The organism is Inquilinus sp. NPDC058860 (genome assembly GCF_042743185.1).
Classification (GTDB): Bacteria; Pseudomonadota; Alphaproteobacteria; order DSM-16000; family Inquilinaceae; genus Inquilinus.
This window is the reverse complement of record NZ_JBHYMS010000055.1, coordinates 32,917-48,163: the sequence shown is the minus strand read 5'-3', so window position 1 is coordinate 48,163 and position 15,247 is coordinate 32,917. Positions and strand designations below refer to the sequence as shown.

General features: G+C 67.9%; 15 protein-coding genes and 1 tRNA gene. 11 read left to right on the top strand and 5 right to left on the bottom strand.

From position 1 onward, the window contains the following. Positions 1 to 73 precede the first annotated feature (73 nt). The 3 genes from ACFW16_RS28700 to ACFW16_RS28690 form a co-directional block, all read right to left on the bottom strand. Positions 74 to 880, bottom strand: coding sequence for a type I restriction endonuclease (locus ACFW16_RS28700; RefSeq protein WP_380311594.1), 807 nt, complete (start codon positions 878 to 880; stop codon positions 74 to 76). Between the two features lie 112 nt (positions 881 to 992). Further along, complete coding sequence (locus tag ACFW16_RS28695) at positions 993 to 1,205, bottom strand: GIY-YIG nuclease family protein (protein WP_380311592.1); 213 nt, start codon at positions 1,203 to 1,205, stop codon at positions 993 to 995. Positions 1,206 to 1,353: 148 nt separating this feature from the next. Then, a tRNA-Ser gene (locus ACFW16_RS28690) sits at positions 1,354 to 1,446 on the bottom strand. Between the two features lie 142 nt (positions 1,447 to 1,588). On the opposite strand from ACFW16_RS28690, the gene ACFW16_RS28685 reads away from it, so the two are divergent. From ACFW16_RS28685 to ACFW16_RS28655, 7 genes are all read left to right on the top strand, one after another. Then, a complete protein-coding gene (locus ACFW16_RS28685) occupies positions 1,589 to 2,368 on the top strand; it encodes an arginine deiminase family protein (protein WP_380311590.1) in 780 nt (259 codons plus the stop codon). Between the two features lie 72 nt (positions 2,369 to 2,440). Next, positions 2,441 to 3,655, top strand: a complete 1,215-nt coding sequence (locus tag ACFW16_RS28680; protein WP_380311588.1) for a glycosyltransferase family 4 protein — start codon at positions 2,441 to 2,443, stop codon at positions 3,653 to 3,655. Positions 3,656 to 3,665: 10 nt separating this feature from the next. Further along, complete coding sequence (locus tag ACFW16_RS28675) at positions 3,666 to 4,415, top strand: hypothetical protein (RefSeq protein ID WP_380311586.1); 750 nt, start codon at positions 3,666 to 3,668, stop codon at positions 4,413 to 4,415. A 243-nt stretch (positions 4,416 to 4,658) separates the two neighbouring features. Then, positions 4,659 to 5,492: a hypothetical protein gene (locus tag ACFW16_RS28670; RefSeq protein WP_380311584.1), complete on the top strand. Its 834-nt coding sequence runs from the start codon at positions 4,659 to 4,661 to the stop codon at positions 5,490 to 5,492. Between the two features lie 389 nt (positions 5,493 to 5,881). After that, positions 5,882 to 6,670 carry a hypothetical protein gene (locus ACFW16_RS28665; RefSeq protein ID WP_380311582.1) on the top strand — a complete coding sequence of 263 codons (789 nt, stop codon included), beginning with the start codon at positions 5,882 to 5,884 and terminating at the stop codon, positions 6,668 to 6,670. Next, positions 6,663 to 7,562, top strand: a complete 900-nt coding sequence (locus ACFW16_RS28660) for a hypothetical protein (protein WP_380311580.1) — start codon at positions 6,663 to 6,665, stop codon at positions 7,560 to 7,562. The genes ACFW16_RS28665 and ACFW16_RS28660 overlap by 8 nt, the downstream gene beginning before the upstream one ends. 234 nt (positions 7,563 to 7,796) lie before the next feature. Further along, the gene (locus ACFW16_RS28655) at positions 7,797 to 8,705 is read left to right on the top strand and encodes a hypothetical protein (RefSeq protein WP_380311578.1); all 909 of its coding nucleotides are present in this window, start codon (positions 7,797 to 7,799) and stop codon (positions 8,703 to 8,705) included. On the opposite strand, the gene ACFW16_RS28650 is transcribed toward ACFW16_RS28655, so the two are convergent. Together ACFW16_RS28650 and ACFW16_RS28645 are read right to left on the bottom strand one after the other, a co-directional pair. Further along, complete coding sequence (locus ACFW16_RS28650) at positions 8,706 to 9,719, bottom strand: mitochondrial fission ELM1 family protein (RefSeq protein WP_380311576.1); 1,014 nt, start codon at positions 9,717 to 9,719, stop codon at positions 8,706 to 8,708. It abuts the gene before it with no gap. After that, on the bottom strand, positions 9,710 to 10,432 hold the full coding sequence (locus ACFW16_RS28645; protein WP_380311574.1) for a glycosyltransferase: 723 nt from the start codon (positions 10,430 to 10,432) through the stop codon (positions 9,710 to 9,712). Before ACFW16_RS28645 ends, ACFW16_RS28650 begins: the two co-directional genes overlap by 10 nt. A gap of 217 nt (positions 10,433 to 10,649) precedes the next feature. Between ACFW16_RS28645 and ACFW16_RS28640 the strand changes: the two genes are divergently transcribed. The 4 genes from ACFW16_RS28640 (at position 10,650) to mak (ending at position 15,244) form a co-directional block, all read left to right on the top strand. Further along, on the top strand, positions 10,650 to 11,624 hold the full coding sequence (locus ACFW16_RS28640; protein WP_380311572.1) for a lysophospholipid acyltransferase family protein: 975 nt from the start codon (positions 10,650 to 10,652) through the stop codon (positions 11,622 to 11,624). Positions 11,625 to 11,711: 87 nt separating this feature from the next. Further along, positions 11,712 to 13,727 carry a threonine--tRNA ligase gene (thrS, locus tag ACFW16_RS28635; protein WP_380311570.1) on the top strand — a complete coding sequence of 672 codons (2,016 nt, stop codon included), beginning with the start codon at positions 11,712 to 11,714 and terminating at the stop codon, positions 13,725 to 13,727. 40 nt (positions 13,728 to 13,767) lie between these two features. After that, complete coding sequence (gene infC, locus ACFW16_RS28630; protein ID WP_342234985.1) at positions 13,768 to 14,256, top strand: translation initiation factor IF-3; 489 nt, start codon at positions 13,768 to 13,770, stop codon at positions 14,254 to 14,256. 82 nt (positions 14,257 to 14,338) lie between these two features. Further along, on the top strand, positions 14,339 to 15,244 hold the full coding sequence (gene mak / locus ACFW16_RS28625) for a fructokinase (protein ID WP_380311568.1): 906 nt from the start codon (positions 14,339 to 14,341) through the stop codon (positions 15,242 to 15,244). Positions 15,245 to 15,247: the final 3 nt, after the last annotated feature.

The following is a 15,247-nucleotide window of genomic DNA, read 5'->3' as shown; positions in this document are numbered from 1 at the left end:
GCCGCCATTGCAGCAGGGGCGCGCCCCTGCTGCAATGGCATCACCAAACTGACCTGTCTCTATTTATCGTGTCTCATGTCAGGGGTGCAGTCCAAATCTCTTCGGGTGTCGTTGTCACAGTTTCTTCGTCCGAGCCGTTGTCGGCGACGTCCGGGATCTCGGGAGCCGACGCATTCAGGGCAGAGGACAGTCGCTCATTCACCAGGTCGCGGATCAAATTGGCGACCACTGCCGGCAGTATCTTGCCGAAGCTCTCCTTGATCGCCGGTGTGAGCCGTCCGCCATAAACCCGGGAAGCGAGCATGCGGACAAAATCTTCCGAAGGATCGCTGAATTCCTTTTCCAGCTCCTTCCTGAGCTGCGATTGCGTCTTGAGGTTGACTGCCTCTTGCACGATTTGATCGATATCAAAAGAGGATTTTCCAAATTTCTCGAGAATCTTTGCATCTGACGGTTTGATGGCTTCTATAGAAAATGTATAAAATGGCTTTTCGTCCATTTTGTTAGGGCGATCCACATCGGAGTAGAAGTGGTACACAACGCCATTCGTCAGGACCGCTAACCTGGCGTCCGTGACGCTAAAATATCGGAAGAGCTGGCTGGCGTGGTTGAGGCTCAATTCCGCGCTTGAAGGCTTGCATTCGATCAGGATCGAAATTTTCCCATCCATGCAAATGGCATAATCAACTTTCTCGCCTTTCTTGGTTCCGACATCCGCAGTGAATTCCGGAACAACTTCCCCAGGGTTGAATACGTCATAGCCCAATGATTGGATGAATGGCATGACGAGGGCTGTTTTTGCGGCTTCCTCTGTCAGTAGTATCTCTCTATGAGCGATAACTTTCTTCTGAAGGTCGACGAGGCGAGTGCTGAGATCCATTGGTGCCCCCTATCAAATCAAATTTTTAAATAATAACTGTCCTTCATCACGCAATCGGCGTGCAGTCCTCACCGCACGACGTCAATAGCCGAACGAAGTGGCCGATATGCCCTCATGCTTCGGTCCAGCCATGAGGGATACTACCACAAGCGCTTGCTGGCGAAAGCGTGGCCAGACCCCAACTGAGATAATGCTCAAAAGCTTCTGCCTTGGCTCGATCGCTAAACGCGATATAGGTCGTCAACCGCCATGGCTTGAATTTCGAAGTGTGGATCGACTTTCCTGAATTGTGGTCTTGAAGACGCGGCTTGAGGTCGGCGGTCACCCGACGTAGCGCTGGCTCTGTGTGGAAATGCTTTCAATGAGATAGACATAAAACAACGGCGGCCCTCCTCCGCTGAAGCTACGGAGGGCATCCTGCTTCGATCTGATGCCGAAACCAAATCCTGCGAAGCCCGAAGGGCGAAGCAGGATGGCGGAGGGGAAGGGATTCGAACCCTCGATACGGCTCAACACCGTATACCCGCTTTCCAGGCGAGCGCCTTCAACCACTCGGCCACCCCTCCGCTGGAGGCGCCGACAATAGCGAGGAGGGTCGGGGTCGGCAAGCGGAGTTGTATGCGGCTTCGCACGTCGCTTCCGGCATGGTCGCCCGCCGGGCCGCGCGATAGAGTCGGCGCCGCAAAACAGGGAAGCCGGGAGAAGAAAATGGCCGAGGTGTACCGGTTCGATCGCGCCCTGGCGCGCCAGCCCGCCGGCTCCGCCGTCGATGGGCTGCGCGCCGTCGACCGGGGTGCGCCGGACATGGCCCGGTTCCGGGCCGAGCACGCCGCCTATGTCGCGGCGCTGGAGCAGGCGGGCGTGGCGGTCGAGGTGCTGCCGCCGCTCGAGGGCTTCCCCGATTCCGTCTTCGTCGAGGACCCGGCGCTGACCTTCCCCGAAGGCGCCATCCTGCTCCGCCCCGGCGCGCCGTCGCGGCTGGGTGAGGCGGCGGAGATCGCGGCCGCCCTGGCCGCCCGGTTCGAGCGGGTGCTGGCGCTGGAGGCCGGCTTCGCCGAGGGCGGCGACGTGCTGGTGACGCCGCGCGCCGTGATGATCGGCCTGTCCGCCCGCACCGACGCCCGCGGCGCCGGGGCCTTGGCGGCCCTCCTGGCCGAGCTCGGCCGCAAGGCGGAGATCGTGACGCCGCCGCCCGGCGTGCTGCACTTCAAGACCGCCTGCTCGCTGCTCGACGGCGAGACCGTGCTGGCGACCGAGGCCCTGGCCGGCTTCTTCCCCGGGATGCGCGTGGTCCGGGTGCCGGAGGGGGAGGACGCGGCCGCCAATGCGCTCCGGGTCAACGACGTGGTGCTGGTCGGCGCCGGCTTCCCGCGCACCATCGAGGCGCTCGACCGGCTCGGCCACCGCGTGGTGCCGCTGCAGGTCGAGGAGACCGGCAAGCTCGACGCCGGCCTGTCCTGCATGTCGCTGCGCTGGGGAAGGCCCTGAAATTGGGGCAATGGCGCGCCTGCGGCCGCTGATGTAGGGTGCGCGCCCCGTTCGCCGGTACCATCGGATCCCGTGACCGCTCACCTTCCGCCCCACGACGCCGCGACCGACCCAGCGCCGACCCTCCCGGTCGACCTGCGCGGGCGCACCATCCTGCAGGTGCTGCCGGCGCTCGGCACCGGCGGGGCGGAGCGCGGCTGCGTCGACGTCGCCGCGGCGATTGAGGCGGCGGGCGGCAGGGCGCTGGTGGCCTCGGCCGGCGGCGCCATGCTGCGCGACCTGGCGCGGACCGGTGCGGAGCACATCGCCCTGCCGCTCGCCGGCAAGAACCCGATCACGATCTGGCGCAACATCCGCCGGCTCGAGGCGGTGATCCGCGACCGCGGCGTCGACCTGGTGCATGCCCGCAGCCGAGCGCCGGCCTGGAGCGCGCACGCGGCCTGCCGGCGCCTGGGCATCCCCTTCGTCACCACCGTGCACGCGCCGTACAACCAGCACAACGCGGCCAAGCGGCTGTACAACTCGATCATGGTGCGCGGCGACCGGGTGATCGCCATCTCCGACTACGTCGCGCGCTACATCGCCGACAGCTACGGCGCCGACCCGGCGCGGATCCGCACCATCCCGCGCGGCGTCGACCTGCGGCAATTCGCGATCGAGGCGGTCTCGGCCGAGCGGATGATCAAGCTGGCCCGCGCCTGGCGGGCGCCGGACGACCGGCCGGTGGTGCTGATGCCGGGGCGCCTGACCCGGTGGAAGGGCCAGGCCGTGGTGATCGACGCGCTGGCCCGGCTCGGCCGGCAGGACCTGTGCTGCCTGATCGTCGGCAGCGACCAGGGCCGCAGCGGCTACCGGCAGGAGCTGATCGACCGGATCGCGGCGAAAGGGCTGAACGGGGTGGTGCAACTGGTCGACCACTGCGACGACATGCCGGCCGCCTACATGCTGTCCGACGTGGTCGTGCACGCCTCGACCGACCCCGAGGGCTTCGGCCGGGTGGTGGTGGAGGCGATGGCGCTGGGCCGGCCGGTGATCGCGACCGATATCGGCGCCCCGCCCGAGGTGGTGGCCGAGGGCGAGACCGGCTGGCTGGTGCCGCCCGGCGATCCCGACGCCCTGGCCGCCGCGATCGACCGCGCCCTGTCGCTGTCGCCGGAGGAACGGGAATGGATGGCGGAGCGCGCGATCGCCACGGTCGCGGCGCATTACACCAAGGAGGCGATGACCGGCTCGACCCTGGCGGTCTACCGGGAGCTGCTGGGCGCCCCTGCGGCGGTCGAGGGCTGAGGGAATCGCGATGCTGCCGCTGCTCGCCAAGACCTACGCCCTGGCCGGGGCCCTGGCCGCGCCCGGCCGCACCCGCCGGATCATGGCGCTGAAAGATCGCCATCGCGGCGAACGCTGCTTCCTGCTCGGCAACGCGCCGTCGCTGCTCGACTTCGACCTGTCGAAGCTGGCCGGCGAGCAGTTCTTCGTGGTCAAGAAGGGCTACAAGGCGCTGGAGCACGGGCTGCCGGCGCCGATTCCCTACTATGTGCTCAGCGACCTGCGCGGCTGGGACCGGATCAAGGCCGACGTCTCGACCCTGCCGGTCGGCACCTATCTGGTGCGCGACACCATCGCCGCCCGGCCGGAGTTCCGGCCGCCGGCGGACCGGGTGGTGACCTTTCCCAGCTATCGCGGCGGCCTGCGCAAGCAGGGCTTCCGGCGCCATCCCTGGCAGGGGCTGGGCAATGATTCGACGGTGATCCTGTTCGCCGCCCAGATCGCCTGGTACATGGGATTCGCCGAGGCCTACATCCTCGGCGTCGACCTCGACTACGCCCAGGACACCACCTATTTCTACGCGGCGGGGCAGAGCGAGACGAATCAGTACGCCCGTCCCGAGGACGAGATCTATCGGCAGGAGTTCGGCGCCCTGCGCCGGGCGTTCGAGGCGGACGGCCGGATCCTGCGCAATGCCGGCCGCGGCGGCGCGGTGATGGGGCTGGAACGGGCCGATTACGACGCGGTCCTGGCGACCCCGAGGCCCCTCCGCGCCGGATGACGAGGCGGGAGGCCGGTGACCTGCATAGGAGCGTTTTCAGGCGAGGCAAGCCGGGTCGAGCCGCCGCAATCCCGCCTTGGCGGCGACGCTGATTAGCGGATTACTGACCAGAGCACCGGCATTGTGTGGAAATTGGTATCGCCTATACTTACGAGACCCCCTATGCTGGCCGCAACCAGGGACGTTCATAAAGAATCCAGCAACATGACTTTCGGGCTTGCCGCGGGCGGGCGCAGGTTCGCTGTGGTCACGACCTGCAGCGCCGCAGGATACGAAGCCTATGGGCGGCGCATGGTGGAGAGCTTCGATCGCCATTGGCCCGTCGAGGTGCCGCTTCTGCTGTACTGCGAAGGCTTCGCGCCCAGGCTGCCCGATGGCCGGATCGTGGTGCGCGACCTGATCGACAGCTCGCCGGAGCTGGCGGCGTTCAAGCATCGTCACGCCGACAATCCGCTGGCCCATGGGCTGACCCGGCGCCCGCGCTTCCGGCTGAGCTATGATCTGGCGAAGCTGCGCTTCAAGCTCGGCGAAAAGCGCTGGGGCGAAGGATACCGCTGGAACGCGGTGCGGTTCGCGCACAAGAGCTTCGCCATCTTCCACGCCGCCGCGGCGTCCGATATCGACGTGCTGATCTGGATCGATGCCGATACCCGATTCTTCGCCGACGTCGGCCGGGAAGAAATCGAGGGATTCGTCCCGGCCGACTGCTTCGTCGGCTATCTGCGCCGCCGCATCCATTCCGAGTGCGGCTTCGTCGCCTATAATCTGAGCCATCCGGCGACGCGGGAGATGCTCGCGGAATTCGAGCGGCTCTACACCCGGGACGAGATGTTCCGCGAATACGAGTTCCACGACTCCTACCTGTTCGACCTCGTCCGCAAGCAGACCGAGCGCCGGGGGCACAGGTCCTACGACATCGCCGAAGGCCTCGGCCTCAAGGTCCCGCATGTGCTGATCAACTCCCGTCTCGGCCGGTTCATGGACCACCTCAAGGGCGGGCGGAAGGAGCAGGGCAAGAGCCGCGTCGCCGATCTGGTCCTGGAGCGGCAGGAGGCGTACTGGCGCGAACCCGGCTGATCCGGGAATCGCCTGCGGGGCGCTGCCGCGGCAGGGCCGCGTGAAATCCCCGGGCCTGCCATCTTCGTGCCCTTCTGTTCCGCCATAAGGTGCAGTGCGGGCGGCGGGGCGCAAAGCGGATGTGATGCAGGGCGCAGTGTGGTATTTCTCGTGCCGCGAGCCTGCCGGTGAGTGGTGCTTCGGCAGCGGGAGGTGACAGACGATCGCCGCCGCGTCAAAGGAAACGGGATTTCGGGCAAGACGTCATGAGCGGTCATTCACTCAAGAGATTGTCCCGATGGTTCTTAAGACGATTGTCCTTCTCTGTTCTTCTGGAGAATTTGGCCGACTCTCGGGCGAGATCTGCCGTCAAGGACTATCGACTGAGGATTCGCGGCAATACGCCGGACATGGGGACGCCGGGAGTCCTGTTCTGCGGCTGTGACGACGGCTATTATAATAAATTCGCGTCGAGCTTCCTTCTATCCGCCGAGCAGCTGGCCGAGCCGCTCCACATTCATATCCATCTGTACGGCCCCAGCCAGGAAACCCTCGACCACATCGACCGGATGCGCCGGTCGATGTGTCATGTGAGGCTGTCCTTCACATGGGAGGACGATTCCTACCGGCGGCTGTCCCTGCCCGGGCCGGTCTATTTCTCGGCGGCGCGGTTCCTGGTCCTGCATCACCTGCTGCTGGCCTGCAAGGCGCCGATCCTGTGCGTCGACATCGACGGCATCGTCCGCCGGCCGCTGGGCCAGGTCTTCAGGATGATCGAGCGGGCCGACGTGACGCTGCATTTCCGGCTCGGCGAACGCAGGGTCTGGCGCCGGGTGATGGCCGGCGCCGTCGGCGTCAGCCATTCCAAGGAGGCGCTCGGCTTCTGCGAGAAGCTGGCCGCCGCCGTCTGGCAGGCGCTGCACATGCGGCCCAGCGACCATATCGACCAGCCGGTGATCTACTACCTCTATATCATCCGCCGGCGGCTCAAGCCGCGGATCCGGTGGCAGCACATGCCGGCCGGCCTCGTCGACGTCGCGTTCGGCGAGAACAGCTTCATCTGGTCGGCGAAGGGCGCGCTGAAGGAGGGGGCGGCCTTCTCCCGCGCGACCTCGGCGCTCGAAGCGAACTACGCGCTCGACCTCGATCAGCCCCATGCCATCTATGCCGAGGCTCGCGGCGACGGTACCCGTGGTTAGCCGGCAGTCCCGAATCTTCGTCTTCTGGGGTGTGACGATCGGCAAGCCCGGCGCCGCTCTGGCCGAAGGCGCGGCGCGCCTCGGCACGGTCCATATGAGCACGCCGACCCGGTTCGAGCCGGACGACGTCGCGATCCTCTGGGCGCCGTTCCGCGGCACGTTCCGCAGCGAGATCTATCGCCAGATCCGGGCGGCGGGGGGGCGGGCGATCATCGGCGAGAACGGCTGGCTGTCCCCGATCCAGGGCCGGAAGTACTTCCAGCTCGCGCTGCACGGCTGGAACGGCACCGGCGACTTCCCGGCCGGCGACGGCAGGCGCTGGGAGTCCTGGAGCATGCCGCTGCGCGACTGGCGGCGCGACGGCGACAGCATCCTGGTGGTGGAGCAGCGGCCGAAGGGCATCAATCTCGACCCCCGCGCCATGCCGCCCGGCTGGGCGCAGAGCGTCGCGCCCAGGACCAGCCGCCGGGTGGTGCGGCGGACCCGCTTCACCGAGGCGCCGCTGGACCGGCAGCTGGACGAGGCCTTCGCGACGCTGACCTGGACCAGCACGGTCGCGATCAAATCGATCATCCACGGCATTCCGGCCTTCTATTGCGGGCCGCATATCAATTGCGGCGAGCTGATGCGGCGCGGCCTCGAGGTCGACGATCCGATCTATCCGGACCGCGAGCCGGTGTTCCGCCGCTACGCCTGGATGCAGTGGACCGAGGACGAGATCCGGTCCGGCGAGCCCTTCGCGCGGCTGCTGTCGCTGCCGCATGACGGCCGGCCCGAGATCCTGATGGATCCCGATCCGGTCCCTTCGGCCTGGACCATGGCCGGACGGGTGCGGGCGGCGGTGGCGGGGCACAAGCCGCTGGCCCGCTTCGCCCAGCGCCTGATCGGGTAGGGGCATCGCCAATCGTCGGTCTCGCAGCGGATCGATGTCGGAATCCGGCGCCGTCGCGTCTCCGGCCCCGAGTGCCAGGCTTGTCCAACCGGCGAGTTGTCGGATACCGATCTATAATATGACAGCAGCGCTCCGCTTCTTCGTCTATCTGCCCTGCGACCTGGCCCTGTGCTTGCCCGGCGACCATCCGGTCCGCCGCCGGCTCGGCATGTCCTGACGCCGGGGTCTCGACGCATGCGCATCTTCATCGTCCTCGGCGACCCGCCGTCTCCCGGGCAGACCAACGTCAAGCCCTATGACGAGGTGGCGGCCGGGGCGCGCCGGCTCGGCCCGGTCACGATCGGCATGCCCGACCGCGACGCCGGCCCGGACGACGTCCTGATCTGCTGGTCGCCCTTCCTCGGCACCGACCGGCTGGCGGCGCTGCGCGCCATCAAGGCGGTCGGCGGCCGGGCGATCGTGATGGAGAATGGCTGGCTGTCGCCGATCGGCTCGCGGCGCTTCTTCCAGGTGGCGCTGGACGGCTGGAACGGGGAGGGGCGGTTCCAGCCGGGCGGGCCGGAGCGGTGGCGCGGCTGGGGCGTGCCGATGCAGGACTGGAGCCGCGGCGGCGAGCATGTCCTGGTCATCGGCCAGAAGCTGAAGGGGGCCGACCAGGATTTCCGGCGCATGCCCGAAGGCTGGGACTACAGCCTGACCCTGCCGACCCGGCGCCCGGTGGTGCGCCGGACGCGCAAGACGGCGGTGCCGCTGGAGGAGCAGCTGCGCGGCGCCTGGTGCACGGTGACCTGGACCAGCACGGCCGCGATCAAGGGCCTGATCGCCGGCGTGCCGGCCTTCTATTGCGGGCCGACCCTGATCTGCCACGAGCTGTGCCGGCGCGGCACCGATGTCGACCACCCGGCCTATCCGGAGCGCGAGCCGGTTTTCGAACGCCTGGCCTGGTGCCAGTGGATGCCGGAGGAGATCGCGACCGGCGAGCCCTTCGCCCGGCTGCTGGAGCTACCGCACGACCGGGTGCCGCAGGCCATCGCCGAGCCCTTCACGCTGCCCGCCGCGGTGACGCCGCGCGGGGCGCTGCGCGAGCAGCTGGACCATGCACGTCGGCGCTGGCGCCGCCGCCTGGCACGCTGGAAGGGCTGACTACGATCCGCGGCTCCGCCGATCGGCGGCGAGCCGGTCGCGGATGACGCCGGCGATGCGGCCGGCCTCGTCCAGCGGCGCATAGGCGTAGGGCTCGATCGCGCCGGCGAAGGGCCGGGTGACGCCCAGCGTCTCCTGCATGTCCTGATGGAAGCGGTGGAACTTCTCGAGATAGGGACCGGGCTTCTCGTCCAGCGGGATCGAGAACACCGGCGTCCCGGTCGACGCCGCCTCGCAGGTCATGGTGATCGAATCCACTGTCACCAGCACCGCGTCCGCGATCGCCAGGTACTGGAAATAGGGGTTCTCGCCGGTGCGGTCCCAGACGAAGCCGCGGTCGCCGGCCAGCGCCTGCTGCAGCCGCGGCAGCACGCTGGGATCGGAGCGGCGCGAGGTCGTGACCAGCAGGCTCCATCCCTCCGCCTGCAGCCCGCGAAGCTGGGCGACCAGGGCGTCGATGCGGTCGGGGGAGAAGGCGTAGCCGGGGTTGGGGCCGCCGATCATCACCGCCGCCCGGCGGCCGGGCAGGGCGCCGAAGCGCTGCTCCGCCGCCGCGCGATGGCCGGCGACCAGCGCCGCGTCGACGCGGTGCGGCGCGCCCACCATCGGCAGCACGTCGTCGCGGCCGTCGAACTCCGGCCGCCAGTCGTGCCGGCCGACGAAGCACAGGTCGAACCGGTCGAAGCCGACGGTCGGGATCTGCAGATGCACGGTGAAGATCGAGCCGCGGGACCGGCGCGTCGCCGCCATCACCGCGGGCTCCGCCTGACGGCCGCAGGAGATCGCGAGGTCCGGCCAGGGCGGCCGTATCCGGTTCAGATGGACGTTGTGGACATGGGTCCAGCGGCGGTCCAGGCGTCGGGCCAGCCCGGTCTTGGCCGGATCGGGACGCCGCACCAGCCGCGTCTCGGTCGCGGCGCCCAGCTTCTCGGCCACGCCGCGGCACTGGGCGATGGTGCCGGCCTTGCTTTCGCTGACGATCCAGCAGCGGATCGCGGAGGAGCTCAGCCCCAATGCTCGGCCACCCAGGGGGTGGGGCGCACATGCTTCGACCAGCGCCCCGGCCAATGCCCGCTGATTGCGTATTCCGGCTTCGGGTCGCCGTGGAACACCACGATCCGGGCCCCGTCCGGGCGGCGCGGGGTCATGAACCAGTTGAACAGGCCGAACGGGCCGCCGGGCATGCAGTGCTTCTTGAAGCTCACGCACCAGGCGTCGGGCCACCAGGTGATGTCGCCGATATGGTCGGAGACATAGGTCTGCGAGTTGCGGTAGCGGGCGAAGATCTGGCGGTGGTTGGCGACCAGGTTGTCCAGCACGTCCTGGTGCGCCCCGATCTCGAACCGGTAGACCGAGGTGTTGCCGACGCGGCGGTCCGGATGGGTCCAGTTGTGGATCACGCAGAACCGGCCCGGATGGTCGAAGAACGGATCCAGGCTGTCGACGATGACGATGTCGAGGTCCAGGAACAGCGTCGGCCCTTCCAGGTCGCCGAGCGGCTGGCCGAACAGCGTCACCTTGCGCCAGGGCAGGTTGCGGTGCGGCTCCGGCACCTGCAGAACCGGCATCGGGAAATGCTCGACATCGGGCGCGAGCCCGGTCGGGTCGTCGGTGAAGCAGACGAAACGGTGCGGCCGCGCCAAGTTACGGCTGACCATCGACTTCAGCCGATTGACGTATTCCGGCCCGTATTTCGGGCCCCATTTCGCGCAGATGACGTTGACCATTAGGACTTTTCCGTTCGCCTGACCGCCGAGTTAGCATGCGGGTCCGGTCCGGCTCAAGCGACGTGCCGCCGCGCCCGGCGGGTCGGCCATCTCTGCATGGCTCCCTCCAGCCGTCTCGAACTTGCCTTTGTCCGGCAACATTCCCAATTTCGGCGTTGAGCGAACCTCGATTCCCCGACGTCCTTCGATGACCGGATTGCGCGAGAGACTGAAATCATTGCGGAAGGCGTGGCCGCGCCTGGTGCGAAGCCATGTGGTGCATCCGCTGCAGGCGGTCGTGGCCTACAGCGCCTATGGGCTGCTGCGCTGCGTGCCGATCGACGTGGCCTCGAACGTTGGCTCCTGGCTGGCGCGAACCATCGGCATGCGCATCGGCGCCACACGGCACGGCGACCGCAACCTGCAGCTGGTGATGCCGGAGCTGACGGCGGCACAGCGGCGCCGGATCCTGGCGGGGATGTGGGACAATCTCGGCCGGGTGATCGGCGAATACCCGCATCTGCGGACTTTGGCGCGGACCGAGACGCGCCGGGCCGACCGGATCACCGTCGACGGGTTCGAGAATTACGAGGCCGCACGGGTCGGCGGCCGGCCGGTGATCATGGCGCTGGCTCATTTCGGCAACTGGGAGGCCGGGCCGATCGTCGCCAACCGTCACGGCGCCCCCCTGACCATCTTCGTGCGGCCGCTGAACAACCGGCTGGTCGACCGCTTGGTCCGCGGCGTCCGCAGTTCGCTCGGCACCGGGCTCCTGGAAAAGCGCATGGCCGGCAACGACGCCCGCCGGGCGCTCGGCATCCTGCGCAACGGCGGGGTGCTCGGCGTCATGGTCGACCAGCGCTACACCGGCGGGCTGAAGGTGCCGTTCATCGGCCAGGATGCGCTGACCTCGCCGGCCGCGGTCGAGATGGCCTACCACTTCAACTGCGCGCTGCTGCCGATGCGGGTGGAGCGCACGAAGGGCGCCCGCTACCGCGCGGTGATCGACCCGCCGCTCGACATCCCCCGCACCGGCGACCGCAAGGCCGATGTCGAGGAGGGCGTCGTCCGGCTGAACCGGGTGGTCGAAGGCTGGATCCGCACCCGGCCCGAACAGTGGCTGTGGCTGCACAAGCGCTGGCGCCTGACCCCGAAGCGGCCGATCAAGCCGCCGCGGGTGATGCGCCAATCCTCGCCGTCGCAGGCGACATGAGCGTGCGGCGGCCCGGACCGCTTGACAGGCCCCGCCTGCCCCCTACAGTGCCTCGCCCTCTCCGGACGACAGAACGTGGATAGACTCATGGCCGAGGTGTCGAGCCCTGGCGGCATCGCCATTACCCTGCCCGACGGCGCGGTCCGCCGCTTCGACCGCCCGATGTCGGGCGCCGACATCGCCGCCGACATCTCCAGGAGCCTCGCCAAGGCGGCGATCGCCGTGACCATCGATGGCAAGCTCATGGACCTGGCGACCGTGGTGGACCGCGACGCCAGGATCGGCATCGTCACCCGCAGCTCGCCCGAGGCGCTGGAGCTGATCCGGCACGACGCCGCGCATGTCATGGCCGAGGCGGTGCAGGAGCTGTATCCCGGCACCCAGGTGACCATCGGACCGGCGATCGAGAACGGCTTCTACTACGACTTCGCCCGCGACGAGCCGTTCACGCCCGACGATCTGGAGAAGATCGAGGCGAAGATGCGGCAGATCATCGGCCGCAACGCGCCCTTCGCCCGCGAGGTCTGGGACCGGACCGAGGCGATCGAGTTCTTCAAGGACAAGGGCGAGAAGTACAAGGCCGAGATCATCCAGGACCTGCCGGAGAGCGAGCCGATCTCGATCTACCGCCAGGGCGACTGGCTGGACCTGTGTCGCGGCCCGCATATGCCGGCGACCGGCGGGGTGGGGCAGGGCTTCAAGCTGATGAAGGTGGCCGGCGCCTATTGGCGCGGCGACCACCGCAACGCCATGCTGCAGCGGATCTACGGCACGGCCTGGCGCGACCAGAAGGAGCTCGACGCCCATCTGCACCAGCTGGAGGAGGCGGAGCGCCGCGACCACCGCAAGCTGGGCCGCGAGATGGACCTGTTCCATCTGCAGGAGGAGGCGGCCGGCAGCGTGTTCTGGCATCCGAAGGGCTGGACCCTGTTCCGCACACTCGAATCTTACATCCGGGCGAAGTTGGATGCCGCCGACTACCAGGAGGTGCGCACGCCGCAGCTGGTCGATTCCAGCCTGTTCAAGGCGTCCGGCCACTGGGACATGTATGGCGACAACATGTTCAAGGTGGCGATCGGCCAGAAGGAGGACGGTTCGCCGGAGCGGATGTACGGCATCAAGCCGATGAACTGCCCCTGCCATGTGCAGATCTACAAGCAGGGCATCGTCAGCTATCGCGACCTGCCGATCCGGATGGCGGAGTTCGGCTGCTGCCACCGCAACGAGGCCTCGGGCGCGCTGCACGGGCTGATGCGCGTGCGCCAGATGACCCAGGACGACGCCCACATCTTCTGCACCGAGGACCAGGTGACGGAGGAGGCGAGGCGCTTCTGCGAGCTGCTGGAAGAGGTCTATGACGACCTCGGTTTCGACAACGTCTCGGTCAAGCTGGCGACCCGGCCGGAGGTTCGCGCCGGCACCGACGCGATCTGGGACAAGGCCGAGAAGGGCCTGGCCGACGCGGTGACCGCCGCCGGCTGGGAGTTCGAATACGCGCCGGGCGAGGGCGCCTTCTACGGCCCGAAGCTGGAGTTCCACCTGAAGGACGCGATCGGCCGGTCCTGGCAATGCGGCACGCTGCAGCTCGACTTCGTGCTGCCGGAGCGGCTCGACGCCACCTATGTCGGCGAGGACGGGGCCAAGCACCGGCCGGTGATGCTGCACCGGGCGATCCTGGGCTCGCTGGAGCGTTTCATCGCCATCCTGATCGAGAACTATGCCGGCAAGCTGCCGCTGTGGCTGGCGCCGGTGCAGGCGGTGGTCACGACCATCACCAGCGAAGCCGACGGCTATGCGCAGGAGGTGCATGCGGCGCTGCTCGCCGCCGGCATCCGGGCCGAGATCGACCTGCGCAACGAGAAGATCAACTACAAGGTCCGCGAGCACAGCCTGAAGAAGGTGCCGTTGATGCTGGTGGTCGGAAAACGCGAGGCGGAGAACCGGAATGTGGCGCTGCGTCGCCTGGGCGGCGAGGCGCAGGAAGTCCTTGCCCTGGGCGAGGCGCTTCATAAACTTGGGGAAGAGGCGCGATCACCGTTGACATCCACGAGGGGGGAGGTGCAGACGGGGTCGCAGCAATTGACGGAGGCTATCCATAGCTAGACTACCGACGAATGCCCTGCCGACCCGCGAAGGGCCGAGGGTGAACCGCGAGATCGACTCGGCGCAGGTGCGGCTGGTCGGTGCGGATGGCGAGATGATCGGGGTCGTGCCCCTGCGCGAGGCTCTCTGGGCCGCCGAGCAGGCCGGGCTGGACCTTGTCGAGATCTCGCCGAATGCCGAGCCGCCGGTCTGCAAGATTCTCGATTACGGCAAATTCAAATTCGAAGCGCAGAAGAAGAAGAACGAGGCGCGAAAGCGGCAAAAGGTCATCGATGTCAAGGAGATCAAACTCCGCCCGAACATCGACGACAATGACTATAACGTGAAGATGCGCAGCGCGCGGCGCTTCCTCGAGGAGGGCGACAAGGTCAAGGTGACCATGCGCTTCCGCGGGCGTGAGCTGGCGCACCAGGAGATCGGCATGAACGTGCTGGTCAAGGTGCGCGACGAGCTGCAGGACCTGTCGAAGGTCGAGCAGATGCCGAAGATGGAAGGCCGGCAGATGATCATGGTGCTCGCGGCGAAATAGCCGCGGGCGCGCATGCGGACGGTGCGGTCCCGCAGCTTGGTGTGGGGCCCTTTTTCTGGCTTGAAGACGGGCGGAGGCGGGTATGCGGATCGGCGTCGATCTCGGAGGCACGAAGATCGAGGCGATCGCCTTGGACGATGCCGGGACGGAGCTGCACCGCCAGCGCATCCCGACGCCGCGCCACTATGAGGGCACGGTCCAGGCGATCCGCGACCTCGTCGGCGCGGTCGAAGCCGCGGTCGGCCAGCGCGGCACCGTCGGCGTCGGCATGCCGGGCGTGCTGTCGCCGCAGACCGGCCTGGTCAAGAACGCCAACTCCACCTGGCTGATCGGCAAGCCCTTCGACAAGGACCTCAGCGCCGCGCTCGGCCGCGAGGTGCGCTGCGAGAACGATGCCAACTGCCTGGCGGTGTCGGAGGCGACCGACGGCGCCGCGGCGGGGCTGGGGCTGGTCTTCGCCGTCATCATCGGCACCGGCACCGGCGCCGGCATCGCCGTCGGCGGCCGCGCCCATCGCGGCGGCAACGGCGTGGGCGGCGAGTGGGGCCACAACCAGCTGCCCTGGGCGACGCCCGAGGAGTTGCCGGGCCCGGACTGCTACTGCGGCAAGCAGGGCTGCCTCGAGACCTGGATCTCCGGCACCGGCTTCGGCAAGGACCATGTCCGCGTCACCGGGCAGGAGATCTCGACGCACGAGGTGGTGGCGCGGGCCGAAGCCGGCGATCCGGACGCCTCGGCCACGCTGGAGCGCTACATCGGCCGGCTGACCCGCGGCCTGGCCCATGTCGTCAACCTGCTGGACCCCGACGCCATCGTGCTCGGCGGCGGCATGTCGAATGTCGCCCGCCTCTATGACGAGGTGCCGAAGCGCCTGCCGCCGATCGTGTTCGGCCGGGAATGCGCCACGCCGATCCTGAAGGCCAGGCACGGCGACAGCAGCGGCGTCCGTGGCGCCGCGTGGCTGTGGCGGCAGGGCGAGACCGGCTGATCT